The 24,620-nt window shown below is 65.9% G+C and carries 20 protein-coding genes; 6 read left to right on the top strand and 14 right to left on the bottom strand.

All coding sequences use genetic code 11. The features are described 5' to 3' along the window. Positions 1-23 precede the first annotated feature (23 nt). The 6 genes from WN72_RS17550 (at position 24) to WN72_RS17525 (ending at position 6,247) form a co-directional block, all read left to right on the top strand. On the top strand, positions 24-1,418 hold the full coding sequence (locus tag WN72_RS17550; protein WP_092217065.1) for an FAD-linked oxidase C-terminal domain-containing protein: 1,395 nt from the start codon (positions 24-26) through the stop codon (positions 1,416-1,418). After that, a complete protein-coding gene (locus WN72_RS17545) occupies positions 1,415-2,938 on the top strand; it encodes a sugar ABC transporter ATP-binding protein (RefSeq protein WP_092217064.1) in 1,524 nt (507 codons plus the stop codon). Before WN72_RS17550 ends, WN72_RS17545 begins: the two co-directional genes overlap by 4 nt. Continuing rightward, positions 2,931-3,881 carry an ABC transporter permease gene (locus tag WN72_RS17540; protein WP_027558998.1) on the top strand — a complete coding sequence of 317 codons (951 nt, stop codon included), beginning with the start codon at positions 2,931-2,933 and terminating at the stop codon, positions 3,879-3,881. The genes WN72_RS17545 and WN72_RS17540 overlap by 8 nt, the downstream gene beginning before the upstream one ends. Then, positions 3,878-4,855 (top strand): ABC transporter permease, encoded by a 978-nt coding sequence (locus WN72_RS17535; RefSeq protein ID WP_027558997.1) that lies wholly within the window; start codon positions 3,878-3,880, stop codon positions 4,853-4,855. Before WN72_RS17540 ends, WN72_RS17535 begins: the two co-directional genes overlap by 4 nt. Positions 4,856-4,897: 42 nt before the next feature. Next, positions 4,898-5,884, top strand: coding sequence for a sugar ABC transporter substrate-binding protein (locus WN72_RS17530; protein WP_027558996.1), 987 nt, complete (start codon positions 4,898-4,900; stop codon positions 5,882-5,884). Positions 5,885-5,959: 75 nt separating this feature from the next. Further along, entirely contained in the window at positions 5,960-6,247 is a 288-nt protein-coding gene (locus WN72_RS17525) for a YciI family protein (protein ID WP_027558995.1), read from the top strand. Here the strand turns inward: WN72_RS17525 and WN72_RS17520 are convergent. From WN72_RS17520 to WN72_RS17455, 14 genes are all read right to left on the bottom strand, one after another. Then, entirely contained in the window at positions 6,244-7,230 is a 987-nt protein-coding gene (locus WN72_RS17520) for an ABC transporter ATP-binding protein (protein ID WP_092217062.1), read from the bottom strand. The genes WN72_RS17525 and WN72_RS17520 overlap by 4 nt on opposite strands. Further along, on the bottom strand, positions 7,227-8,216 hold the full coding sequence (locus WN72_RS17515) for an ABC transporter ATP-binding protein (RefSeq protein WP_027558993.1): 990 nt from the start codon (positions 8,214-8,216) through the stop codon (positions 7,227-7,229). Before WN72_RS17515 ends, WN72_RS17520 begins: the two co-directional genes overlap by 4 nt. 20 nt (positions 8,217-8,236) lie before the next feature. Next, positions 8,237-9,160 (bottom strand): ABC transporter permease, encoded by a 924-nt coding sequence (locus tag WN72_RS17510; protein ID WP_092217061.1) that lies wholly within the window; start codon positions 9,158-9,160, stop codon positions 8,237-8,239. Then, a complete protein-coding gene (locus tag WN72_RS17505) occupies positions 9,157-10,098 on the bottom strand; it encodes an ABC transporter permease (RefSeq protein ID WP_027558991.1) in 942 nt (313 codons plus the stop codon). The genes WN72_RS17510 and WN72_RS17505 overlap by 4 nt, the downstream gene beginning before the upstream one ends. Before the next feature lie 17 nt (positions 10,099-10,115). Next, a complete protein-coding gene (locus WN72_RS17500) occupies positions 10,116-11,717 on the bottom strand; it encodes an ABC transporter substrate-binding protein (protein WP_027558990.1) in 1,602 nt (533 codons plus the stop codon). Positions 11,718-11,916: 199 nt separating this feature from the next. Then, positions 11,917-12,849: an N-carbamoyl-D-amino-acid hydrolase gene (locus tag WN72_RS17495; protein ID WP_092217060.1), complete on the bottom strand. Its 933-nt coding sequence runs from the start codon at positions 12,847-12,849 to the stop codon at positions 11,917-11,919. A gap of 247 nt (positions 12,850-13,096) precedes the next feature. Then, complete coding sequence (locus WN72_RS17490) at positions 13,097-14,545, bottom strand: NAD-dependent succinate-semialdehyde dehydrogenase (RefSeq protein WP_092217084.1); 1,449 nt, start codon at positions 14,543-14,545, stop codon at positions 13,097-13,099. An 81-nt stretch (positions 14,546-14,626) separates the two neighbouring features. Then, positions 14,627-16,324, bottom strand: a complete 1,698-nt coding sequence (locus WN72_RS17485; protein ID WP_092217059.1) for a GMC family oxidoreductase — start codon at positions 16,322-16,324, stop codon at positions 14,627-14,629. A gap of 64 nt (positions 16,325-16,388) precedes the next feature. Beyond that, the gene (locus WN72_RS17480) at positions 16,389-17,720 is read right to left on the bottom strand and encodes an MFS transporter (protein WP_092217058.1); all 1,332 of its coding nucleotides are present in this window, start codon (positions 17,718-17,720) and stop codon (positions 16,389-16,391) included. Between the two features lie 76 nt (positions 17,721-17,796). Continuing rightward, entirely contained in the window at positions 17,797-18,603 is an 807-nt protein-coding gene (locus WN72_RS17475) for an enoyl-CoA hydratase/isomerase family protein (protein ID WP_027558985.1), read from the bottom strand. Positions 18,604-18,631: 28 nt separating this feature from the next. Continuing rightward, the gene (locus tag WN72_RS17470) at positions 18,632-20,176 is read right to left on the bottom strand and encodes an AMP-binding protein (protein WP_092217057.1); all 1,545 of its coding nucleotides are present in this window, start codon (positions 20,174-20,176) and stop codon (positions 18,632-18,634) included. Continuing rightward, positions 20,169-20,687 carry a (2Fe-2S)-binding protein gene (locus WN72_RS17465; protein ID WP_092217056.1) on the bottom strand — a complete coding sequence of 173 codons (519 nt, stop codon included), beginning with the start codon at positions 20,685-20,687 and terminating at the stop codon, positions 20,169-20,171. Before WN72_RS17465 ends, WN72_RS17470 begins: the two co-directional genes overlap by 8 nt. Continuing rightward, a complete protein-coding gene (locus tag WN72_RS17460; RefSeq protein ID WP_092217055.1) occupies positions 20,684-21,499 on the bottom strand; it encodes an FAD binding domain-containing protein in 816 nt (271 codons plus the stop codon). Before WN72_RS17460 ends, WN72_RS17465 begins: the two co-directional genes overlap by 4 nt. Continuing rightward, the gene (locus WN72_RS17455) at positions 21,496-24,498 is read right to left on the bottom strand and encodes a xanthine dehydrogenase family protein molybdopterin-binding subunit (RefSeq protein ID WP_092217054.1); all 3,003 of its coding nucleotides are present in this window, start codon (positions 24,496-24,498) and stop codon (positions 21,496-21,498) included. Before WN72_RS17455 ends, WN72_RS17460 begins: the two co-directional genes overlap by 4 nt. Positions 24,499-24,620: the final 122 nt, after the last annotated feature.

The raw sequence follows: 24,620 nt of genomic DNA, 5'->3' as shown, positions 1-24,620 counted from the left end.
AGGGAGCAGACGGGAGTTTTGGGATGGGACCTCGTGTCAGCACGAGCATATTGGCCGATCGCCTCACCGGCATGATCGGCCCGCGGGCGAGCGTTGCGCGCGGCGTGCTCGATCAGCATGGGCAGAGCGAGTCGCATTATCGCAACTTGCCGCCCGACATCGTGGTGTTCCCCGAGACGACGCAGGAGGTCGCGGAGATTGTGAAGCTGTGCGCAAGCGCGGGCATGCCGATCGTCCCGTTCGGCGCCGGCACCTCGCTGGAAGGCAATGCGGCCGCAGTCGCCGGCGGCGTCTGCTTCGACTTCGCGCGCATGAACAAGGTGCTCAGCGTGCACGACAGCGACATGGATGTCGTGGTGCAGCCCGGCATCACCCGCAAGCAGCTCAATGCGGAGCTGCGCAATACCGGACTTTTCTTTCCAATCGATCCCGGCGCCGATGCCTCGATCGGCGGCATGACCTCGACGCGCGCCTCCGGCACCATGGCGGTGCGCTACGGCACCATGAAGGACAATGTCATGGCGCTCGAGGTGGTGCTGGCCGACGGCCGCGTGATCCGGACCGCGAAGCGCGCACGGAAGTCGGCAGCGGGCTATGATCTGACACGCATGTTCGTCGGCGCCGAGGGCACGCTCGGCGTCATCACCGAGATCACCTTGAAGGTGCAACCCGTACCGCAGGCGATCTCGGCCGCGGTCTGCAGCTTCGACACGCTGCACGATGCCGTCGACACCGCGATCTCCGTGATCCAGTCCGCGATCCCCGTGGCGCGCATCGAGCTGCTCGACGACGTCATGATGCGCGGCATCAACGCCTACGCCAAGCTGGGTTATCGCGAGGCCCCCACCCTGTTCTTCGAATTCCACGGCTCCGAAAGCTCCGTTGCCGAGCAGGCCGAAGCTGCGCAGGCGATTGCCGCCGACCAAGGTGGCCACGGCTTTGCCTGGGCGAAGGCGCCGGAAGACCGCAGCCGGCTCTGGCATGCCCGCGACAACACGCTCTATGCCGGCCTTGGCCTGCGGCCCGGCGCACGCGCCGTGATTACCGATGTCTGCGTGCCGATCTCGCGTCTGGCGGAATGCCTGACCGAGACGCGGCGCGACGCGGACGAGCACGGCTTCACCGCGCCGATCGTCGGCCACGTCGGCGACGGCAATTTCCACATGCTGATCCTGATCGATCCGGCAAAGCCGGATGAAGCCGAAGGCGCCAAAGCGCTGCAGGCCCGCATGGTCGCCCGCGCCATCGCCATGGACGGCACCTGTACCGGCGAGCACGGCATCGGGCTCGGCAAGATCGATTATCTCATTGACGAGCTCGGCGACGCCGTCGACGTGATGCGGCAGGTCAAGAACGCGCTCGATCCGAATGGATTGATGAACCCGGGTAAGATTTTCGCAGGCGGAGCCAAGGCATGAGCGACGCGCTTCCGATCGAGGTCACCTCGCCAACGCCATTGCTGGAGCTGCGCGGCATCAGCAAGGAGTTTCCCGGCGTCAAGGCGCTGGATGACGTGTCCTTTGCCGTCTACCCCGGCGAAGTGCATATGCTGCTCGGCGAGAACGGCGCCGGCAAGTCCAGCCTGATGAAGGTGCTGTGCGGCGCCTATCGCGCCGACGCCGGCGAGTTCTACCACAAGGGCGAGAGGGTCGCGATCGCCTCGACGGCGGATGCGCAGAAGCTCGGCATTGCCGTGATCTTCCAGGAATTCTCGCTGGTCCCCTATCTCGACATCGCCCAGAACATCTTCCTGGGACGCGAGCCGAAGGGCCGCATCCCCGGCACCATCGACCGCCGCAGGATCCTGGCCGATGCCAAGCGCGTGCTCGACACGATCGGCTTCGATATCGATCCCGCCACCACCGTCGACAAACTGGGCGTCGCACAGCAGCAGATGGTCGAGATCGCGAAGGCGATCAGCCAGAACGCCCGCATCCTCGTGATGGACGAGCCGACCGCGGCGCTGTCCGACCGCGAGACCGAGTTATTGTTTGCGCTGATCGCGCGGCTGAAGGCCGACGGCGTCTCCATCGTCTATATTTCCCACCGCATGGCCGAGGTGTTCGCGCTCGGCGACCGCATCACGGTGCTGCGCGACGGCCGCCGCATCGACGGCGTCAAGCCCGCCGATGTCACCCCGGACCAGCTCGTGCGCATGATGGTCGGCCGTAACGTCGACATGACCTATCCGCGCAACTTTGCCGACAAGCCAGGCGAATTGCTGCTCGAGGTCAAGGGCCTCTCCGCGGCGACCGGCGTCTCCGACATCAACATCGAGGTGCGGCGGGGTGAGATCGTCGGCCTGTGCGGGCTGGTCGGCTCCGGCCGCAGCGAGGTCGCGCGCGCGATCTTCGGCGCCGACCCGGTGACGTCGGGCGAGATCATCTTCGACGGCAAGAGCATGTCGGGCGAACCTGATCTCGCCGCCCGCCGCGGCATCGCGCTGATCCCGGAGAGCCGCAAGAGCGAAGGCCTCGCGCTGCTTCGCTCGGTCGGCGACAATCTCGTCGTGTCGGCGCTGAAAAAGCTGTTCCCGAGCGGCCTGTTCGACCAGCGCAGTGCGCAGCGCACGTCCGACGGCCTAATCCGGCAGCTGCGCATTGCCACGCCCAGCGCGCGGCAGACCGTGGGCCTGCTCTCCGGCGGCAACCAGCAGAAGGTCGTGATCGGCAAGTGGCTGGCGGCCGGCTCGAAGCTCTTCATCTTCGACGAGCCGACGCGGGGCATCGACATCGGCGCCAAGTCCGAGATTTTTGCCCTGATCGACCGGCTGGTGGCCGAAGGCGCCGCGGCACTCATGATCTCCTCCGAGCAGGTCGAGATCTGCCACGTCTGCGACCGCGCCTATGTGATGCGCGAGGGGCGCATCGCCGGGCATCTGACCCGCAACGAACTGACCGAGGAGAACATCGTGCGACTGGGGATGCATCATGCGTGAAGCCGCGGTCGTATCACAACCCAATCCACTGCAGCGCATTCCCGGCGTTGCCATCGTGCTGGTGCTGCTGATCGCGCTGTTCAGCGCCATCGCGCCCGGCTTCCTGTCGGCCGCCAACCTCTCCAACGTGCTGGTGCAGTCGACCATCCTGACCATGCTCGCGCTGCCGATGACCTTGATCATCATGACCGAGGGCCTGGACCTGTCGATGGGCGCGGTGCTGACGCTGACCTCGCTTTGCGTTGCGATCGTGTCGCTCGCGACCAAATCGATGCTGCTCGGCCTCGGCGCCGGCCTGCTGGTCGGCGCGGCTTTCGGCATCGCCAATGGCTGGCTGGTCGCGATCCTCGGTATCCCGCCCTTCGTCGCGACCCTCGGCACGCTCGGCATGGCGCAGGGCCTGTCGCTGATCGTCAGCGACGGCCAGAGCGTGGTCGGCATCCCCCACAGCGTGCGCGACATCTATTCGGCGACGCTGCTCGGCGTGCCCGTGCCGATCGTGATGGCGCTGGTGACCTATGCGGTGTTCCACGGCCTGCTCTATCACACCCGCTTCGGCACCTACATTTTCGCGCTCGGCGGCAATCGCGAGGCGCTGCGCTATGCCGGTCTCTCGCCGAACAAGCTGCTGATCGCGGTGTACGCGATCGGCGGCGCCATGGCCGGCATCGCGGGCCTGCTGATGACGGCGCGGATGAATTCCGGCCACCCGACCGCCGGCCTCGGCCTCGAATTCGATGCCATCGCCGCCGTCGCGGTCGGCGGCACCTCGTTCGAGCGCGGCAATGGCTGGCTGCTCGGCACATTGCTCGGCGTTCTCTCCGTGGGCGTGCTGCGCAACGGGCTGAACCTGATCTCGCTGCCGTCCTCGGTGCAGGTCGCAAGCGTCGGTGTCCTCGTCATCGTTGCCCTGTTCCTCGACGGCCTCAGGAGCCGCGCATGACCGATATCAGCAAAGAGGCGATCGCGCCGCCCCGCTCGTTCCTGTCGCAGGACGCGATCCAGCTGTTCTACCGCCTGCTCGCGGCGCTTCTGATTTGCGCGGTGCTCGCCGTGCTCAGCGATTCCTTCCTGAGCCTCGGCAACATCCTCAATGTGCTGCGGCAAGCGAGCCTGACCTTCTTCATCGCCTCCGGCCTGACGCTGGTGGTGCTCACGGCAGGCCTCGATCTCTCCGTCGGCGCCAATGTCGCGCTGTCGGCCTGCATCGCCGGGACCGTGATCCACAAGACCGGCTCGCCGGCGCTCGGCATCCTCACCGGCCTCGCCTGCGGCGGCATAGTCGGCCTCCTCAACGGCATCATGGTCACGGCACTCCGCATCCCCTCCTTCATCGCGACCTATGGCATGCTCTGGGTGCTGAACGGCCTCACCTACTGGTACATGGCAGGCGAGACCCTGCACGGCTTCCCCGCAGGCTTCCGCCAGATCGGCAGCGGCTATCTGTTCGGTCTGCCCATTCCGGTCTACCTGCTGCTGGTGTTCCTCGGGATCGGGACGCTGTTTGCGCAGCGGACGATCTGGGGCCAGGAGATCTATGCGATCGGCGCCAATCCGGTCGCCGCCCGTCTCTCCGGCATTCCCGTCGCGCGGCGCCTGCTGCTGGTCTACGCGGTCTCCGGCACCATGGCCGGACTCGCCTCGATCATCTTCCTGTCGCGGCTCAATTCGGCCGAGGCCGACATCGGCGAGAGCCTGACGCTGCCGGCGATCGCGGCTGTACTGATCGGCGGCACCTCCCTGTTCGGCGGCGTCGGCACCGTGTTCGGCACCTTCATCGGCGCGCTGATCCTGACGCTGGTGCTGAACGGCATGAACTTGCTCTCGGTCAGCGCCAACTGGCAGCCGCTGGTGACAGGCATCATCGTCATTCTCGCGGTCTGGCTCGACATGAAGACCCGCCGCCGCGCGCAATGAGCACTTAGAAATCCAACAAGCAAAATGAGGGATGGAGGCACTATGAAACTGACACTGGGCTACTCGACGTGTTCCTTTGCGCTGCCGCTGCTGATGGCGGCCGCGTTCACGACTGGGGCGCGCGCCGACGGCGAGACCATCGCCGTCTTCACCAAGAACCAGACCAACCCGTTCTTCCAGACAGTGCGGGTCGGCGCCGACAACATGGCGAAGTCGCTGAACGCGAAGACGCTGCAATACATCCCGACCAAGCCCGACTCGATCCCCGAGCAGCTCAGCCAGATCGAGGACGTCGTGGTGAAGAAGCCGAGCGCGATCGTGTTCACGCCGGTCGACTACAAGGCGATGGTGCCGGGCGTCGAGAAGATCAACGAAGCCAAGATCCCGGTCGTCAACATCACCGATCGCTCGGCGGGCGGCAAGTTCCTGTCCTTCGTCGGCGCCGACGATTACAGCCTTGGCCTCGAGACCGCGCGCTTCCTGCTGAAGACGCTGGGCGGCAAGGGCAACATCGTCATCATCGAGGGCGTCAAGGGCTCGCTGACCAACGTCGACCGCGTCCGCGGCTTCAACGACGCGATCAAGGAGAACCCCGGCGCCAAGCTCTTGGCCTCGCAGCCCGGCAACTATCAGCGGCTCCAGGCGCTCCAGGTCATGGAGAATTTGATGCAGTCGAATTCGCAGATCGACGGCGTGCTGGCTGCCAACGACGCCATGGCGGTCGGCGCGATCGAGGCGCTCGACGGTGCCAACCGCAAGGCGCAGGTGATCGGCATCAACGGCACCAAGGAGGCGATCGACGCGATCAAGTCAGGCAAGCTGCTCGCCAGCGGCGACTACAACGGGTTCGCGCAAGGCTGTCTCGGCACCATGATGGCGATCCGCTCCTTGCGCAACCAGCCCGTCATCAGCGAGATCGTGCTGAAGCCGACCGTCATCACCAAGGACAATTACCAGCCGTTCGACGTGCCGCTCGAGCAGCGCACCTGCCCGACCTTCGAGGACGCCGGCAAGCTCGGCGCCAAATAGACCAACCAATCACCGCAAATACGGACGGCCGCACTCGCGGCCGTCCCAAGAACTGAGCCAAGAAACGGAGACATCATGCTGTTCGCTATTCACGCCGTCGACCGCGCCGGCGCGCTGCCGACGCGGCTCGCCAATTACGACGCCCACAAGGCTTTCCTGAGCGACACCTCGCGCTTCGGCGTTAGGATCGTGATGTCGGGGCCGCTGGTGTCCGACGACGGCCAGACCATGATCGGCAGCCTGTTCCTGATCGATGCGCCGGGCCGCAGCGAGGTCGAAGCCTTCAACCGCGCCGATCCCTTTGCCGCAGCGGGCATCTGGGAGAAGGTCACGATCACCGGCTTCCTGCGCCGGCAGGGCTAAAGCCCCTCCACTTCCTCCGCAAGGTGACATGCCGCCCACTGCTCGGGTCCGATCGCGCGCAGCGTCGGCTCCTCGGTGCGGCAGCGGTCGAAAACGAGCGGGCAGCGGGTGTGGAAACGGCATCCCTTCGGCGGATTGATCGGGCTCGGCACGTCGCCGCCGAGGATGATGGGATTGCGCTTCGCGCCGGGCTCGGGCAGCGGCACCGCCGAGAGCAACGCCCTCGTATAGGGATGCTTTGGCGCGGCAAAGATCTCGCGGCGCGGCGCCACCTCGACGATCTTGCCGAGATACATCACCGCGACGCGGTGGGTCATGTGCTCGACGATGGCGAGGTCATGGCTGATGAACAGCAGTGCCAGGCCGAATTTCTGCTGAAGGTCCTGCAAGAGATTGACGATCTGCGCCTTGACCGAGACGTCGAGCGCGGAGACCGCCTCGTCGCAGACGATCAGCTCGGGCTCGGCCGCGAGCGCCCGGGCAATGCCGATGCGCTGGCGCTGGCCACCTGAGAATTCGTGCGGCCGGCGGTTCAGCGCCTCCCGCGGCAGGCGCACCGTGTCCATCAGCGCGGTGACGCGGACTTCGAGATCCTCCGCGGATTTGGCCAGACCAAAATTACGGATCGGCTCGGCGAGAATGTCGCGCACGCGCATGCGCGGGTTGAGGCTCGAGAACGGATCCTGGAACACCACCTGCACGCGGCGGCGCATCTGGCGCATCGTGCTCGGATGGGCGTCGTCGATGCGCTGGCCGTCGAGGATCACCTGCCCTGCGGTGATGTCGAACAGCCGCAGGATGGCGCGGCCGACCGTCGACTTGCCACAGCCGGACTCGCCGACTAGCGACAGCGTCTCGCCGCGCGCGATCTCGAACGACACGCCGTCGACCGCATAGACGAATTCGGTTTGTCGCCCGAAGAGGCCCTTGTTGATCGGGAAATGCTTCTTGAGGTCGTTGACCTGGAGCAGCGGAACACTCATGCCGCGACCGCCCCCTTGGCGGCGTAGTGGCAGGCGGCAATGTGGCGCGGGCCTTTCTCTTCCAGGCCCGGCGCATATTGCCGGCAGAGATCGGTTGCGAGCGCGCAGCGGCCGGCGAAGACGCAGCCGATGATCGGCTTGCGCAGATCAGGCACCTGTCCGGGAATCTCGGCAAGCCGCGTCGCGGTGCCCGCGAGCGAGGAGCCGAGCTTCGGCACCGCACCTAACAGGCCCTGCGTATAGGGATGCCGCGGCGAGCGGAACAGCTCCGCGACCGGCGCCTCCTCGACCTTGCGGCCGGCATACATGACCATGACGCGCTCGGCGATCTCGGCGACGACGCCGAGATCGTGGGTGATGAGGATGATGGCCGCGCCGACCCGGCGCTTCAGGTCCAGCATCAGCTTGAGGATCTGCGCCTGGATCGTCACGTCGAGCGCGGTGGTCGGCTCGTCGGCGATCAGGAGCTTTGGATTGCAGGCGAGCGCGATCGCGATCATCACGCGCTGGCGCATGCCGCCGGAGAGCTGATGCGGATATTCGCGCACGCGCCGCTTCGGCTCGGGGATGCCGACCAGCGTCAGCATCTCGATCGCGTGCGCTTCCGCGGCCTGCTTGTCCAGGCCCTGATGGATCATCAGCGTCTCGCGGATCTGGCGGCCGACGGTCAGCACCGGATTGAGGCTCGTCATCGGCTCCTGGAAGATCATCGAGATGTCGTTGCCGCGGATCGCGCGCATCTCGCGATCGGAGAGCGCGAGAAGATCCTTGCCGGCGAAGCGGATGGCGCCCGCGATCCTGCCGGGCGGCTCCGGGATCAGGCGCATCAGCGACATCGAGGTCACCGACTTGCCGCAGCCGGACTCGCCGACGATCGCCAGCGTCTCGCCCTCGTTGACGTGGAAGGACACCCCGTCCACCGCGCGGTTGATGCCGCTCGGGGTGCGGAAGTGGGTTTGCAGATTCTCGACCTCTAACAACGCCATCGCGGTCAGCCTCGGGACATCTAAAGACGCTTGGCCATGCGCGGATCGAGCGCATCGCGAAGGCCGTCGCCGAGCAAATTCACGGCGAGCACGGTGATCGACAGGAAAGCCGCCGGGAAGAACACGATGTAAGGCTTGACCTGCCACAGCGCGCGACCTTCCGCCATGATGTTGCCCCAGGACGGAATGGTGGGCGGCGTGCCCGCGCCGATGAAGGACAGGATCGCCTCGGTGATCATGGCGCTGGCGCAAATGTAGGTCGCCTGCACCAGCATCGGCGCGACCGTGTTGGGCAGGATGTGGCGCAGGATGATCATCGGCGTGCGCGTGCCGCAGGCGACGGCCGCGTCCACATAGGGCTGCTCGCGCAGCGACAGCACCACGCTACGAACAAGACGAGAAACTCGCGGAATCTCGGCGATGGTGATCGCGAGGATGACGTTGCCGACGCTGCCGCGCGTCAGCGCCATCAGCGCGATCGCGAGCAGGATCGGCGGGATCGACATCAACCCGTCCATGAAGCGCATCAAAATGCCGTCGGCCCAGCGGATGAAGCCCGAGACCATGCCGATGGCAAGACCTGCCGCGGACGCGAAGATCGCGACCGACAGGCCGACCGTCAGCGAGACCCGCGCACCGAACAGCACGCGCGAGTAGATGTCGCGACCGAGCACGTCGGTGCCGAACCAGAAATCGGCCGAAGGCGCCCGCGTGCGCTTGGCCGGCGCCAGCGCAGTCGGATCGACCGTCCAGAGATAGGGCGCGAACACCGCGATCAGGACGAGCAGCAGCAGCAGTGCGCCGCCGATCGCAACGGTGGGATGGCCGCGCAGGAAGCCGATGAAACCGCGCCGGATCGTGACCGGGCGCAGGATCTCAGGCAGCTGGGGCGCGAGGACGAGGCCGGTCGGAAGCGATTGCGGATTGACGGTGGTGTCGGTCAATAGCGGATCCTCGGGTCGACGAGCGTATAAATGACGTCGATCATCAGGTTGACGAGGACGTAGACGAAGCTGAACAGCAGCACGATGCCCTGGATCACCGGATAGTCGCGGCGCAGGATCGCGTCGATCGTGAGCCGGCCGAGGCCGGGAATCGCGAACACGCTTTCGGTGACGACCGCGCCGCCGATCAGCAGCGCGATGCCGATCCCGATCACGGTCACGATCGGCACCGCCGCGTTCTTCAGCGCATGAATGAACAGGATGCCGCCCTGCCCGAGGCCCTTGGCCTTGGCGGTGCGGATATAGTCCTGCTGCAACACTTCGAGCATGGCGGCGCGGGTGATGCGCGCGACCAGCGCGATGTAGACGCAGCCGAGCGCGACCGCCGGCAGGATCAGGTTCTCCAGCCAGGGCCAGAAGCCTTGGTTGAGCGGCGTATAGCCCTGCACCGGAAGCCATTCCAGTTCGAGCGCGAAGATGTAGGCGAGCATGTAGCCGACCACGAACACCGGCAGCGAGAAGCCGAACACGGCAAAGCCCATGATCGCACGGTCGATCAGGCTGCCGGCCTTCCACGCCGCCACGACGCCGAGCGGCACCGCGACCACGATGGTGAGCAGCAGCGTGACGATCATCAGCGACAGCGTCGGCCCGAGACGCTGCCCGATCATCGCCGAGACCGGCAGATTGGTGAAGATCGAGGTGCCGAGATCGCCATGCAGGATGCGCCAGACCCAGCTTCCGAACTGGATCAGGAACGGCCGGTCGAGGCCGAGGCTCTGGCGGATGCGCTCCACATCCTCCGGGCTTGCCTGGTCGCCCGCGATCACCACGGCGGGATCACCCGGCGCGATGTAAAGCAGGCTGAACACGAACAGCGCGACGATCGCCATTACCGGCAAGGTCGCGACGATGCGACGGAGGATGTAAGAGAGCATCTGGCCTCAGCGCGCGATCATGCGGACTTCGACACGCCCCAGAAGAACGGCAGCGGCCCCTTGGTAATGCCGGAGACGTTCTTGCGCCAGGCCGTGTAGGTCAAGAAGAAGCCGGTCGGCGCGTAGACGACATCCTCGAGCGCCGCCTTGTTGACCTGCCCGATCGCGGCCTTCTCCTCCTCGAGATTCTTGGCGTCGAACCAGGCCGTGATCTCCTTCTCGGTCTTCGGGCTGTTGGGCCAACCGAACCAGGCCTTGTCGCCGTTGGCGCGGATGGCGGTGTAGGCGGCGGGCGTGATGCAATCGGCGCCAGCATGCCAGCTGTGGAACATGTTCCAGCCGCCCTGTCCCGGCGGCGTCTTCGCCGCACGGCGAGAGCCGACCGTGCCCCAGTCGGTGGCAACGAAGTCGACATTCATGCCGAGCTTCTTGAGCAGGTCGGCGGTGACGTCGCCTTGCGCCTTCGTGATCGGCTGGTCCTGCGCCACGAGGCAGGTCACCGGCTGGCCGGAATAGCCGCTCTCGGCGAGCAGCTTCTTGGCGGCGTCAAAATCGCGTTTGCCCTTGAGGATCTCACCGCCCAGCTCGCTGTAGACCGGCGTGTCAGGCGTGAAGAAGCCAGGCAGCGGCTTCCACAGCGCGGTGTCGTCGCCGACGATGGCGCGCATATAGTCTTCCTGACTCAGCGCCATCAGCACCGCGCGCCGCGCCCGCACGTCGTTGAACGGCGCGAACAGATGGTTCATGCGGAACGAGCCGATATTGCCGAGGGGATCGCCGATATCGACGCTGATGTTCTTGTTCTTCTTCAGGACCGGCACGAGATCCGCGATCGGGTTCTCCCACCAGTCGACCTCGCCGTTCTGCAATGCCGCAGCAGCGGTGGCCGGATCAGGCATTACGATCCATTCGACGCGATCAACCAAGATGTTCTTGCCGCCGGCGAGCCAGGACGCCTTCTCCTGCCTCGGCACGTAATCGGTGAACTTCTCAAACACCGACTTGGCGCCGGGCACCCATTCGCTCTTGGCGAACTTCATCGGCCCGGAGCCGACATACTCGGTGATCTGCTTGAACGGATCGGTCTTGGCGATGCGCTCCGGCATGATGAAGGAGCACGGCGCGTTGTTCTTGGCGAGCGCGTAGAGCATTTTCGGGAAGGGCTGCTTCAAGACCCATTTGAAGGTGCGGTCGTCGACAGCCGTCAGCTCCTGCTGGATCGCGATGATCATCAGGCCCATCGGATCGCGCGCCGCCCAGCGTGACAGGCTGGCGACGACGTCCTTGGCCAGCACCGGCTCGCCATCATGGAATTTGAGGCCCGGGCGCAGCTTGAAGGTCCAGATCTTGCCGTCGTCGGTGGTTTCCTCGGACTCGATCATCTGGCGCTGCGGCTGCAGCTGCGCGTCGATGCCGTAGAGCGTATCCCAGACCAGCGCGGCGGCGTTGCGCACGACATATTGCGTGCCCCAGATCGGGTCGAAATTGGCGAGATTGGCCTGGGGCACGAAGCGCAGGGTGCGCGCCGCGGCGCCCTGGGCGATTGCCGGGGCCGAAAGGCCCGTCAATGCCAGACCGCCCGCGCCAGCCAGTCCCTTCAATACGGTCCTGCGATCCATGAAGTCCTCCCAGTAATGCCGTGATGCCAGCTTTTCTTTGGCCAAGGGCAAGTGAAACCGAGCCCATTTGCAAGCAAATGGTATGCCACTATCCGGGCCTTCGCCAGCGGGATCTCATCGACTTCTTAGCCGGTCATGGCACAGCAGCACGGACGCGGCCTGAGCTACGTGATCGCCATTTTGCGGGAAGACCGGGGCGTCACTTCTCAGGTGGCGGCACTGCGCCGGTCCGGCTGGTGATCAGACCGTAATGCTCGATGCGGCGGTGTTGTGCGAAATTGAAGATCGTGGTCTTGCCAAAAGTCGTGGCATCGAGATCGCAGCGATGGACAAGGAGCTCGTCGCCTTCGGTCTTAGCCTCGGCAACGATCTCGCCGTTGGGATCGACGATGACACTGCCGCCAAACAAGGCGTGACCGTCCTCGACGCCGGCCTTGGCCACCGCGACCACCCAGGTTGCATTCTGATAAGCGCCGGCCTGCACGGAGAGGCGGTTGTGAAACATGCGCTTCTCGATGCCCTCCTCGCGGCTCTCCGCGTTCTCCGACGGCGTGTTGTAGCCGATCAGCACCATCTCAACGCCCTGCAAGCCCATGACGCGATAGGTCTCGGGCCAGCGGCGGTCGTTGCAGATGGCCATGCCAATGATGCCGCCCAGCTCGCGCCAGACGTTGAAACCGAGATCGCCCGGCTCGAAATAGCGCTTCTCCAGGTGCTGGTGCGACCGATTGGCGTCGTATTCCGCATGGCCCGGCAAATGGACCTTGCGATATTTGCCGACGATCTTGCCAGACTTGTCGGTCAGGATCGCCGTGTTGAAGTGATGGCCGTCGGGCGTCAGCTCGGCATAGCCGAAATTCATCGCGATCCGATGCTGCGCCGCACGCTCGAACAGCGGCCTCGTCGCAGCGTTCGGCATTTGGCGTTCGAACCAGCTGTCGAACTCGGCCCGGTCCTCGACGTACCAGCGCGGGAAGAACGTCGTCAGCGCCAACTCAGGATAGACGATCAGGTCGGCGCCTCTGGCGCTGGCCTCATCCATCAGCGCAATCATGCGCTTGACCACGACCTCGCGGCTGTCGGCTTTCTGGATCGGGCCCATCTGGGCGGCGGCAACGTTGACGATACGCATCGGCGATTTCCGGATTTCTTGACGAGGCTGGGGATCGCAGGCTCAGGAGCCCACCGGCGCGCGCAGCATAACGCAGCCTCGCGCCGTTTTTCCACCCAAGCAGATTTCATGCCGTTCGCCCTAATCGGCATCCTTCGCTTCACACCTCGTGCCGGTGTTGTTCCGGGAGGCCTCCGTGACCGCAAAAAAGAGAAAGGCGCGTCACGGCCTGGCGTGACGCGCCTTGTGATGGGACGTTGCGCGGGTTTTACGCGCTCGCCTGCGTGACGAACTTGGTGTTGAGGTAACCCTCGATCGCCTCGAGCCCGCCTTCGGAGCCGTAGCCGGAATCCTTGATGCCGCCGAACGGCACTTCCGGCAGCGCGAGGCCGTGATGGTTGATCGAGACCATGCCGCTCTCGATGTCAGAGCCGATCGCCTGCATCGTCTTGGTCGAGGTGGTGTAGGCGTAGGCCGCAAGGCCGTAAGGCAGACGGTTGGCTTCGGCAACCACTTCGTCATAGCTGCGGAACGACGTGATCGGCGCCAGCGGGCCGAACGGCTCCTCGTTCATGATGCGGGCATCGCGCGGCACGTCGGTGATCACGGTCGGCTCGAAGAAGAAGCCTTCATTTCCGATGCGCTTGCCGCCGGCCTGCACCTTGGCGCCGCGCTGGACGGCGTCGGAGACCAGACCTTCCATGGCGTCGACGCGGCGCGGGTTCGCCAGCGGGCCCATGCGGGTGTCCTTGTCCAGACCATTGCCGACCTTGAGGCTCTTGGCGGCTGCGACGAACTTGTCGACGAAGGGCTGATAGACGCTCTCATGCACCAGGAAGCGCGTCGGCGAGACGCAGACCTGGCCGGCATTGCGGAACTTGTTGGCCGAGAGGATTTTTGCAGCGTTGTCGAGATCGGCATCCGCGAACACGATCGCCGGCGCATGGCCGCCGAGCTCCATGGTGACGCGCTTCATGTGCAGACCGGCGAGCGCGGCCAGATGCTTGCCGACCGCGGTCGAGCCCGTGAAGCTGATCTTGCGGATGATCGGGTGCGGGATGAGATATTCCGACACTTCTGACGGAACGCCGAACACCAGCTGAACGACGCCGGGCGGAATACCGGCATCCGCATAGGCGCGCACCAGCTCCATGCAGCTCGCGGGCGTTTCTTCCGGGCCCTTCACGATGATCGAGCAGCCCGCAGCGAGCGCAGCCGAGATCTTGCGCACGGCCTGGTTGATCGGGAAATTCCAGGGCGTGAACGCCGCGACCGGGCCGACCGGCTCCTTGGTCACGAGCTGGGAGACGTTGCCCATCCGCGGCGGCACGATGCGGCCATAAGCGCGGCGGGCCTCCTCGGAGAACCAGTCGATGAGGTCGCCGGCCAGCATGGTCTCGCCCTGCGCTTCCACCACCGGCTTGCCCTGCTCCATGGTCATCACGGGGGCGATCTCGGCGGCGCGGGAGCGGATGATGTCGGCCGCTTTCCGCATCAGCTTGTAGCGGTCGAACGGCGAGGTCTTGCGCCAGACCTCGAAGCCGGCCCTGGCGGCCTCCAGCGCGCGGTCGAGGTCCGCCTTCGAGGCGTGCGGGGTCTTGCCGATCGGCTGGCCGGTGGCGGGATTGAGGATGTCCTCCGACTTGCCGGACGTGCCGTCGGTCCACTCGCCGGCGATGAACATTTGAACTTTCGGATACATCCTCGTTGCCTCCATGATTTCGCGCATTGGCGGGCTTGGCGCCCGCGGTTTCAAGCCGGCGCAGAGCTACACCGAAAGGGGCCAAACGAAAAGGGATCAATGATGCCGCAGCAACGCATCGCTGATCTTCTCGGCGGCCATGATCACGGGGATGTTGGTATTGGCCGTCGGCAGTCGCGGCATGATCGAGGCGTCTGCGACATAGACGTTCTCGCTGCCGATCACCCGGCCCCTGGGATCGACCACCGCCATCCTGTCGGCGGGGTCGCCCATGCAGCAGGTCCCTACGGGATGCCAGACGCCGAACACGCTCTGCCGCACGAAGGCTTCGAGCGCGCGCTCGTCCGCGAGCGTCGCCTGGAAGGCCGTGCCGTTGAGCAGCACCAGCCGGATCAGGAGTTGCCGCAAGCCTGCGGGCACGTCGAGCATCGGACCGAGGATGGAGGCGACGATGCGGTTGGCGGTGCCGTAACGGCTGAGGCGCTTGATGCGCGGGGAATAGGAGGCGGGAAAGAAATCGCCGGCCTCAGGATTGAGCTGCGGATGCACCACGAGCCTTGCCAGCAGCCGGACGGCTGCGACGAGCCGCTCAACATCACGCTCGTCGGACAGCAGATTGAAATCGACGACCGGATAGGCCTTCGGATCCTGGCTCGCCAGCGTGAGCGAGCCGCTCGAATACGGCCGGTTGCACCAGAGGAAATAGAGGCCGAGCCGTGTGCCCAGCGCATGCCAGCCACCGCGGGCAGAGGCCGTGATGTACATGTCGGAGGGATCGCAGGCCGGCTGTCCCGACGAGAACCGCATGGCCGTGAAATTGGGGCGGCGCCGGGCTAGCGGCAGCCGCAACCGCCGCGGCAAATATTGGCAGAAGGTCAGCGCGGGATGATCGCGCAGATTGCCGCCGACGCCGGGAAGGTCGATGGCGACGGGAATGCCGAGCGCCTGCAGCGCGGCCCCCGGGCCGATGCCCGCCCGCATCAGGATCGCCGGCGATTGCAGCGCGCCTGCGGTGAGGATCACGCGGCCGGCACTGACGGTGAGCTTTTGCCCACCACGCGCGACCACCACACTCCTCGCGCGGCGGCCATCGAGCTGGAGCTGCTCGACCTCGCTGCCGGCCCAAATGGTCAGGTTCGGCCGCGCCCGCGTTGCCGCATCGAGATAGCCGGCGGCCGTGGAGACGCGGCGGTCGTTGCGGTTCGAGAACGCCGGCGGGAAAATGCCGTCATCGAACTCGGCGTTCTGGTCCTTGCGAAACGGCAGGCCGGTCGCCGACAGCGCCTCGCCCGCCGCGCGGCCAAACGCCGGCATGGCCTCGCGCGCGATGCGGCGGATCGGAATCGGGCCGCCTCTGCCATGCAGCGGGCCGTCGAAATCCAGATCGGTCTCGAGCTTGAGGAAATATGGCAGCACATCGGTCCAGCCCCAGCCGCGTGCACCGAGATCGTGCCATTCGTCGTAATCGCGCGGCAGGCCGCGATTGGCCGACTGCACGTTGATGCTGGAGCCGCCGCCCATCACCCGCCCCTGCTCATAGGCACGGACGACCGGCTTGCCCTCGGCGTTACGGCCCGCGGCCGCCGACAGGCCGGGCCAGATGTACTTGTCGCCGAAGAACAGCGGCATCGGATAGCTGTCGAGGATCTCTGCAGGCGTCGCCTCGGGCGGCGTGTCCATTCCGGCTTCGATCAGCAGCACGTGGCGGCGTGCGTCGGCGGAAAGCCGATTGGCGAGCACGCAGCCCGCCGACCCGCCGCCAACGATCACATCGTCGAAATGCAGTCCATCCATTCCCGTCTCATCGCGCAATTCGATGGATCGGCGCGGCCGCTTGCGCAGCCGCGCCGGATTTGGCTCAGCGGAAGTTGCCTTTGGTCTCGGGGATCACGACGGCTCCGATCAGATAGATCACGAACACGCCGACCGCGAAATAAGCCAGCGACATCGGGATCTGCGCCGGGCTGGCGCTCACCAGCGAGACGAAGGTCGGCATCATGCCGCCGAGCGCAAAGCCGATGTTCCAGGACAGGCCCGTGCCGCTCGCGCGCAGCGCGGTCGGGAAGCGCTCGTTCAGGAAAATCAGCACCGGCGCGTAGCCGGCATTGCCGATGAAGGCGATCGCGAGCGCAAGAAGCGTGATCTGCGTCGTGTCCTTGGTGGCGGCGAGATTGAGATAGCACAGCGGCAGCAGCACGGCCGCCAGCGCGCCGATCAGCAGGAACGTCTTCTTGCGGCCGATCCAGTCGCTGAGCGCGCCGACCAGCACCGCGGAGAAGAACGCCGACACGCTCGCGCCCATCAGGATCAGCGACGAGGTCTGGTTCGGGACCGCGTTGATCACCTTCAGGAAGCTCGGCAGGTAGCCGGAGGTCAGGTAGTAACCGGCGCCACCGCCGAAGGTGATGAGCAAATTGACCAGCAGCACGCCGCGATATTCGCCGGAGAACACGTCCTTCACCGGCGCCTTCGAGACCTTCGCCTGCTTGTTGCCCTGCTGGCGCTTGAGCTCCTTGAAGTATGGGGATTCCTCGAGGTTGCGGAAGATGAACCAGCCGAGCAGCGAGCTGAGCAGCCCCGAGAAGAACATGAAGCGCCAGCCCCACACCGCGAAGGCATCGCCGGGGAAGACCGAGGACGTGATCAGGAAGATGAAGGACGCGAGCAGCGCGCCGATGCCGGCGCCGCCGCCGCCGACCAGGCCCGACATCGCGCCGCGCCATTGCGGCGGCACGGACTCGGTGCCGATCGTGTGGGTCGAGGCGACGACACCACCGACGAACACGCCCTGCACCAGGCGCAAGATCAAGAAGATGATCGGCGCGAGCACGCCGACCTGCGCGATGGTCGGCAGCAGGCCGAACGCCGCGGTGCTGAGGCCGACGCCGATGATGGCGATCAGCATGGCCTGCTTGCGGCCGTGCACGTCGGCATAATGGCCGAACACGGCTGAGCCGAGCGGCCGCATCAAGAGCGTCACGGCAAACGAGCCATAGACTGCCGCCAGCGACAGCGCCGCATTGCTCGACGGAAAGAACAGCGCGCCGACGACCGGCGCCACGTAGAGCAGAATGAACAAATCGAACAGATCCAGCGCCCATCCGAGCACCGATGCGATGATCGCGTTGACCATCTGCTTGTTGTCGGCAGATGCTTGCGCACCCGCGACCGGCATATCCATCTCAGCCATGTTGTTTTACCTCCCCCGTTTGAATCGCGCCGCGGTCCGCGCCATTGCGAACCGCGGCAGTTCGTTGCATCGCGTGTCAGCGGCCGACGAATTTCGGCGGACGCTTGGCGTTGAAGGCCTCGACGCCTTCCTTGAAGTCTTCGGACTGACGTAGGCGGCTGTAGCAATGCCCCTCCAGCTCGATCGCGATGGCGAGCGTCGAATCCTCGGTGTCGTTGAGGAGCTTCTTGGCGGTGCGCTGCGCCAGCGGCGAGAAGGTGCGGAGCTCGTCGACCAGCTTGTCGGTCGCCTTCTCCAGCTCGGCATCCGGCACGCATTCGGTGGCGATACCCCACTCATAGGCCTGTTTGGCCGAGATGCGCTTGGAGCGCATCACGATGTCCTTGGTGCGCGTGATGCCGACCATCTTCTGCAGGCGCGCCGAGCCGCCCGAGCCCGGGATCTGGCCGAGCTTCTGCTCCGGCAGCGCGTATTGCGTGGTCTCGGAGGCGATGCGGAAGTCGCAGGCGAGCGACAGCTCGAAGCCGACACCGAAGCAATAGCCGCGGTTGGCGACGATCACGGGCTTGGCGCAGCGCGCGGGCGCGGCGATGTTCCAGGCGAGCTTGGAGACGTGCTCGGGGCTCGCCTCCATGAAGCCGCCGATATTGCCGCCGCTGGAGAAATGCTCGCCCTCGCCACGCACCACGATCACGCGCACGCGCGGATCCTCGTCCAGCGTCTCGAAGGTCAGCCGCAGCTGGTCGCGCTGCGGCATCGCCACGACGTTGTAGGGCGGCCTCCCCAAGATGATGTCCGCGCGCTCATGCGCCTCGTCGATCTCGACCTTGAACCCGTCGAGTTTTGCGAGCCGGGGATCGGCGAATGTATAGGGTGACGGCATCTGTGCTTCCTTCTGTTGATGGTGATGATCAGGCGGCGTCCGATGGCGGCAGGCGCTCGGCCTCGTATTCTCCGGCGACCAGCAGTCGCCGCAGCAGCTTGCCGACCGGCGATTTCGGGATCGCGTCGACGAAGACGTAGCGGCGCGGCCGCTTGAAATTGGCAAGGCCCGAGGTGCGGCAGAACTGCTCCAGCTCGACTTCCGAGACGGCGCGATTGCGCTTGACGAAGGCGGCGACGACCTTGCCCCATTTCTCGTCGGCGACGCCGACGACCGCGACCTCGTCGACGGCGGGATGCAGGGACAGGCAGCTCTCGATCTCGACCGGCGAGACGTTCTCGCCGCCGGTGATGATCATGTCGTCGACGCGCCCGGTGACGAACAGGTCACCATCGGGATCGACGAAGCCGGTGTCGCCGGTAAAGTACCAGCCCTCACGCAGCGACTTGGCGTCCGCCTCGGGACGCCGCCAATAGCCCTCGAAGGCCTCGTCGCCTCTGAGCGTCGCGATGATCTCGCCCTCCTCGCCGACTGCCGCGAGATCTGCGACCGACTTCGCACCGATACGCACGACCTTGACGTGCTGGTTCAGCCCGGCCTTGCCGGCCGAGCCGGGCTTTGCCGCTGCATCCTGATCGATCGTAAAGGTGTAGATCTCGGAGCTGCCGTAGTGATTGACGAACAATTCCGGCCTGAATGCCTCGTTCAGCTTCTTGAGCAATCCATCGGTCATCGACGCGCCGGCAAAACCGAGCTTGCGCACGCTGGAGACGTCGGTCCTGGCAAACGCCTCGTGATGGACGAGGTCGTGATAGAGCGTCGGCACCAGATAGAGATTGGTGATCGCTTCCTGCTCGATCAGCGCCAGCGCCTGGCGGCTGTCATAGCGCGGCAGGCAGATGAAGCTGCCGCCGATCAGCGACATCGCCAGCAGCGAGCGAACGCCCATGGTGTGATAGAGCGGCATTACGCCGAGCGTGCGCTCGCCGCGGCCGTAGAGATTTTGCGCGACATGCGCGATCGCCGCCGCCCGCTCGGCACGATGCCGCCGCGGCACGCCCTTCGGCCGCGACGTCGTGCCTGACGTATAGAGCATGATCGACCACGCATCGGCACCGACGCGCGGCTCGGCGTCGGGTGCGCGGTCCTTGATCAGATCAGCAAAGCTCGTCGCATCGCCCGTGCCGGGATCGACCGACACGCGTAGCAGCTTGCCTGCCAGCGCCGAGCCCTGGACGGCTTCGGCAGAGATATCCTGATAGAAGGCAGCGCAGGCTTCGGCGTTCTCGATGCAGTAATCGAGCTCGTCGGCCTTGGCGCGCCAGTTGATCGGCGTGATGACGAGGCCTGCGAACTGGCAGGCCCAGTGCAGCGTCGCCGCTTCCCAGCGGTTCTGCAGCAGCGTGACGACGTGATCGCCGGGCTTGAGGCCGAGGCGGTCGAACGAGGCCACCAGCGCGGAGATCTTGTCGTACCATTGTCGATAGGTCAGGCGGAGATCGCCGTCGACCAATGCAATGGAATTGGGATCGCGCGCGGCGCTGGCCATGAAGCTGCTGGCGAGATCAAGCATCGGACGTCTCTTTGTTGGATGAAGCAAGCTGGGCGGCGGCTTCCAACGCCGCCTGGATGATCGGGGTGTAGCCGGTGCAGCGGCAGATATGCCCGCTGAGGAGATCGCGGATCTCCGCCTCCGTCGGCGCCGGGTTCTTGGCCAGATAATGGTCGAGCGACATCAGGATGCCGGCGGTGCAGAAGCCGCACTGGAGCGCGTGGTTGCGGCGGAACGCCTGTTGCAGCACGCCGAGCCGGTCGGCCGACGGCGCAAGCCCTTCGACCGTTTTGAGCTCGCAGCCATAGACCTGCGCGGCCAGCGTCAGGCAAGACCGCGTCAGCATGCCGTCGACGACGACAGTGCAGGCGCCGCAGACGCCGTGTTCGCAGCCGACATGCGTCCCGGTCGCACCCAGTTGGTGGCGCAGGAAATCGGAGAGCAGCATGCGCGGCTCGGCTTCCGCCTCGACGGGTCTGCCATTCAGCGTGAGGCGAATGGAATGGCGCTGATCTGCCTTGAGACGCGTCATTGCAGCACCTCGCCGATCAAATCGCGGCCGATCATGCGCACGAGGTCGCGGCGGTAGCGCGCGGTGGCGTGGACGTCGTCGCGGGCGCCAAGCTCGTAGGCGAAGGCATTGAGCGCATCGTCGAGCGCGCTGCCCTCCAGCCGCGGCCAGTCGCGCGCGGTCGGCACATCAGCGACCCCGCCGACGGCGAGGCGAACGCCGGTGGACGTCTTCATCGCGGCGCAGGCGACGATGGCGAAATCGCCGTGCCGGCGCGCGACCTCGCGGAAGGCGACGCGCGCTCCCTTGACGACCGGCAGCGAGATGCCCTCGATCAGCTCGTCGTCGCTGCGCGCGGTCAGCATCATGCCGGCAAAGAAGTCCTTTGCAGCGACCCGGCGGCGTCGCTTGGCGCTGCGCAACAGCACCTCGCCGCCAAGCGCGACCATTGCCAGCGGCATCTCGGCGCTGGGATCGGCATGCGCGAGCGAGCCGCAGATGGTGCCGCGGCTGCGGGTCTGCATGTGCCCGACCCAAGGCAGCGCCAGCGCCACCAGCGGCAACGCGTCGGCAAGATCGGGCCAGGCCAGGAGATCGGCCTGGCGAACGCCCGCGCCGATCATGACGGCATCGCCCTTCCGCTCGATCTGGCGGAGCTCCCTGATCCGCATGATATCGATCAGCAGCTTAGGCTTGGCGAGGCGCATGTTGAGCATCGCCATCAGCGATTGCCCACCGGCGAGCACGCGGGCATCACCACCTTGCTGTGCGAGGCCTTCAACGACATCGCCAACGTTCTCGGCACGGAGATAATCGAATGCGGGCGGCTTCATCGGCGCCCCCCGAACAGGCTGGCGATTTTCGCCAGTAGCGCGAACAGCGAGAAGCCGCCGCCCTCTGCACCGCCACCGCCAGCCTTGCGGGCGAGCGCGGTGAAGAACTGGCCGATGATCACGCGCGTCGCGCCATCCAGCAGCCGACCACCAATGCTCGCGACCTTGCCGCCGATGGCAGCGTCATAGCTGTAGGTGAGCTTGGTTCCGCCATTGCCGTCGGGCGCAAGCGTGATCCGTCCCTCGGCATGGCCGAAGCCAAGCGCGCCGGTGGCGCCGCCGCGCAAGGTGACGGCATGCGGCGGATCGAGGTCGAACAGCTCGACGTCGGCGCGATACCGTCCGGTGACGGGGCCAATGCCGAGCGTGACGTCAGCGCGGAAATGCGTGTCGGTGACCTTGTCGACGCGCTGGCAGCCGGGAATGACCGATTGCAGCGTGGCGGGATCGAGCAGCATCGCCCAGACCTGCTCCGGCGCGCCCTTCACCGAGGCCTGCCCCTCGCCGCGCAGCCGCCGATCGCCTTCGCGCGCAGGCGGGGCCGTCGCCCCACCTGCGGGAGGCGGAGGCTCGTCGCCGCGCACGAGCTCCGCAAGCCGCGCGGGCACCAGCGGCAAGGTGATATCGGCAACGCCGAGCGCATCCGCAACCGCATTGGCGATGCACACCGGCGTCGACATGCAATTGCCTTCGCCCACGCCCTTTGCGCCGAGCGGCGTGAACGGCGACGGCGTCTCCATGTGGAAGATCTCGGGCTCCGGCACCTCTGTCGTGGTCGGCAGCAGGTAGTCGGCCAGCGTGCCCGTCAGAAAGCTGCCGTCCTCGGCGTAGGCGTATTCCTCGTAGAGGGCGGCCCCGAGCGCCTGGGTGAAGCCGCCGCGGATCTGGCCGTTGACCATGCCGGGATGCAGGATGGTACCGCAATCGTGCATGGTGACGTAGCGGTCGATCCGCGTCTCCAGCGTGACGCGGTCGATCTCGACGCCGCAGAAGTCGAAGATGAAGCCGTGGCAGAGCGAAGAGTTGATGCGGTCGTCCTCATCGGGCGGCGTCAGCTCCGGCGGGGTCCAGAACACGGTCTCGCGAATGGTCTGGCCGGCATCGTCAGGCAGCGAGCCCGGCGACCAATGGCTGAGCGCGGCGACACGCGAGAACGCAATGCGGTTCTCAGGATTGTTCCTTGACGCAACAAAACCCTTTGCGAAGACGATATCCGCGGCCTCGACGTTCAACTGGCTGGCTGCGATGCGGGCAAGACGGCCGGCGACGCGCTCGGCTGCGATCTTCGCCGTGCCGGCCACCGCCGCGGCGAAGCGGCTGGCGTAGTTACCGGATGCGATCGACCAGGCGTCCTTGGCCGTGTCGATCTCGGTGTTGACGCGGATGTCTTTTGGCTGGAGGCCGAAGACGTCGGCGACGACCTGCGACAGCACGGTGCGATGACCCTGCCCCTGCGGCACCGAAGCGACATGAACCGTGACGCTGCCGACCGGATCGAGCCCGACCGTTGCGGTCGCCTGCGCGCCGTTCTTCGGCCCGGCCTTGCGGCGCTCGGCCGCCGTCAGCACGGTGGTGATATAGCCCATGTTGGAGACGCTGGGCTCGACTACCGCGGTGAAGCCGATGCCGTAGAGCCGCCCCTGCGCGCGGGCTTCGTCGCGCTTTGCCTTCAGCTCCGCGAGCCTGCCGTGCTCGACCGCGCGCACAATGGCTTCCTGGTAGTTGCCGGAATCGAGCAACGCGCCGGTCGCAGTGCGATAAGGGAAAGCGCCCGCGTCGATCAGGTTGCGCTTGATCACATCGAGCGGATCGAGACCGAGGCCGATCGCGATCCTCTGAACCAATCGCTCCAGCGCGAAATAGACCTGCGGGCCGCCAAAGCCGCGATTGAGGCCGGTCGGCGTCTTGTTGGTGACGACGACGCGGTTGCGGATCTTGACATGGTGGATGTCGTAGGCGCCGGTCAGATTGCCATGCATGCGATAAAGCGTCGCCGGCTCGGGCGCGCGTAAGTGAGCGCCGCAATCCTCGACCTGGTCCCAGTCGAGCGCGAGAATCTTGCCGTCGGCGGCGACCGCCGCTGCCAGTGTCGTCGCGCGATTGGTCGCCGACACCGACGCGGTGAGATGCTCGAGCCGGTCCTCAATCCACTTCACCGGCCGGCCCGTAACGCGTGCGGCCGCCGCAATCAGCACGATGTAGGGAAATACGCCCTGCTTGACGCCAAAGCTGCCGCCGGAATCCGGCGGCGTGCGCAGCCGCAGCCGGTTGCCCGGCACCTTGAGCGCACGCGCAATCACGGTGTGAATGCTGAACGGGCCCTGGAAATTGGCGAGCACTTCGTACGCATCCTCACCGGCATCGTGCGAGGCAACGACGCCATAGGTCTCGATCGGCGTGCAGGAGTTGCGGGGATACTTGATATCGATGGAGAAGCGATGCGGCGCTTCCGCAAAGGCTTCTTCAGGATCGCCGTAGCGAAACGCTCGCTCGCTGGCGAGATTGCCGGGGAAGCCGTCATGCAGCACGGGCGCACCCGGCGCGATCGCGCCGAGCGGATCGATGACGGCACCACGCGGGCGGTATTCGACGTTGATGAGTTCGGCCGCATCCTCGGCCCGCGCGCGGTCGGTTGCGACGATCACAGCGACCGGCTCGCCGACATAGCGCACGCGGTCCATCGCGATCGGCCAGCACTCGACCGGCGCCTTCACGCCGACAACGAGACTGGTCGTGACGGCCTTGACGTCGTTGCCGGTCAGAACCGCCGCAACGCCCGGCAGACGCTTTGCAGCTTCAGTATCGATGGAGAGAATATCGGCATGCGCATGCGGCGAGCGCAGGATGGTTGCGTGCAGCGTGCCGGGCTGAACGCCGAGATCGTCGATGAAGCGGCCACGGCCAGAGAGCAGCGCGGCGTCCTCGATGCGTTCGATCGAGCGCCCGACCCACGGCTCATCGCCACGTTCCTGATTTGCGGATTTGACCGCCTGCAGCATATCCCGGCATACCTCCCGACGCGTTCTTTGACGCGACGGTGACGTTTGTCAGGACGGGGGTGCAGGGCCCATACCGCCCGCTCTCACGACTTACCAAATCGTCTCATTCGAGAGCGTGCAGC

Origin of the sequence: Bradyrhizobium arachidis, from assembly GCF_015291705.1 — a bacterium.
GTDB lineage: Bacteria > Pseudomonadota > Alphaproteobacteria > Rhizobiales > Xanthobacteraceae > Bradyrhizobium > Bradyrhizobium arachidis.
This window is presented reverse-complemented; position numbering and strand designations above follow the sequence as displayed.